Source organism: Rhizobacter sp. P2_H2 (assembly GCF_056403375.1).
This window is the reverse complement of the sequence record NZ_JBFUFP010001218.1, coordinates 1-1499: the sequence shown is the minus strand read 5'-3', so window position 1 is coordinate 1499 and position 1499 is coordinate 1. Positions and strand designations below refer to the sequence as shown.

The window sequence follows — 1499 nt, the reverse complement described above, 5'->3', positions numbered from 1 at the left end:
GGCCTTCGTCAGCGGCAGCGTGCTGCTGGTGGACGACAACGACGAGGTCGTCGACGCCACCGCGGAGATGCTGCAGGCCAGCGGCTTGCAGGTGCGCAGCGTGCGATCGGCCGATGCGGCGCTGGATGCGCTCGCCGACTCGCAGGGCGAACTCGACCTGGTGTTCTCGGACGTCTCGATGCCCGGCGAGATGGACGGCATCCAGCTGGCCCACGAGATCCGCCGCCGCTGGCCGGCGCTGCCGGTGGTGCTGCTGACCGGCTACGCGACGCGGGTGCACGACGCGACGGCAGCCGGCTTTCGCGTGCTCAGCAAGCCGGTCGGTGCGCAGGCGCTCCTGGAGGAGTTCGTGCGCGCGACGCGAGGGCGCTGAGCGGCGTTAGGCGTCACCCCCGTGGTGTCGTCAGTGGCGTGCAGGCGGGCCGTCTTCGTCCACCTCATCATCGGCCGCATCGTCGGCGATGGCTTCCACATCGTCGGATGCGTAGGGACGGCCTGCGGCATTGGTGKCCCACGTCGGGTCGCTGACCAGGTGGTCCGGCAGGATGTCGGCCGCATCGTCGAGGTCGTTGCCGGTGGCCGATCCACGCTCGCCGGTGCCGCGCGCATCGCTGTCGCTGTCGCGGTGCACCGGCAACGCGCCGAGTTCGCCGGGGTTGTCGGCGTCGGTGGGCATCGCGCGTTCGCCCTGCACGTCGCTGCCGCTGTCCGAGCTGTCGCTCGGGCCGAGCGCGTCCACGTCACGGCCGATGGCGCGGGGAGCGGCGCGTTCGCCGCCGAGGATGCTGCTGTTCGACATCGTTGGTCCTTTCACGGTGATCGAAGCGGTCGCGCGGTGCGCGCGACCCATGGGTGCAGACTAGGTCGCGCGCAGCGCAGGGTCTGTAGGACTTGGGCCTGCCTGCGGGCGGGAGAAGTTCGAGCGGGAAAACCCTTCGCGGCCCAGGGCGGCACGCTCCTAGAATCATTTGTGCAACCGCACATGACCCGACCACGCGACCCCACCGGGTCCCACAAGGAGTTTGCTGAATGGCCTCGACTCGCCGCCCTCCCGCCAAGACGGAAGGCGCTGCTCACGAATCTGCCAAGGAAGGCACCGCCGTCAGCACGACCCGCGTGTTGAAGAAGTACCCGAACCGCCGCCTGTACGACACGCAGAACAGCAGCTACATCACGCTGGCCGACGTGAAGGCGATGGTGCTGGCAGGGCAGGATTTCGTCGTGCGCGACGCCAAGACTTCCGAAGACCTGACGCGCAGCATCCTGCTGCAGATCATCCTCGAGGAGGAAACCGGCGGCGTGCCGATGTTCTCGTCGCAGACGCTCGCGCAGATCATCCGCTTCTACGGCCATTCGATGCAGGGCGTGATGGGCAGCTACCTCGAGAAGAACCTGCAGGCCTTCACCGACATGCAGGCCCGCTTCACCGAGCAGTCGAAGGGCCTGAATCCCGAGTTGTGGACGCAGTTCCTGAACGGGCAGGCGCCGGGGATGCAGGG

General features: G+C 68.3%; 3 protein-coding genes. 2 read left to right on the top strand and 1 reads right to left on the bottom strand.

The window, feature by feature from the left end:
- Positions 1-373, top strand: a 373-nt coding sequence (locus AC1D15_RS31735) for a response regulator (protein ID WP_477829181.1), incomplete at its 5' end; no start/stop codon positions are given.
- A 30-nt stretch (positions 374-403) separates the two neighbouring features.
- Here the strand turns inward: AC1D15_RS31735 and AC1D15_RS31730 are convergent.
- Entirely contained in the window at positions 404-799 is a 396-nt protein-coding gene (locus AC1D15_RS31730) for a hypothetical protein (protein ID WP_477829180.1), read from the bottom strand.
- 230 nt (positions 800-1029) lie between these two features.
- Here AC1D15_RS31730 and phaR point away from each other — a divergent pair.
- Positions 1030-1499: polyhydroxyalkanoate synthesis repressor PhaR (gene phaR / locus AC1D15_RS31725; protein ID WP_477829179.1), on the top strand; the 470-nt coding region annotated here is incomplete at its 3' end.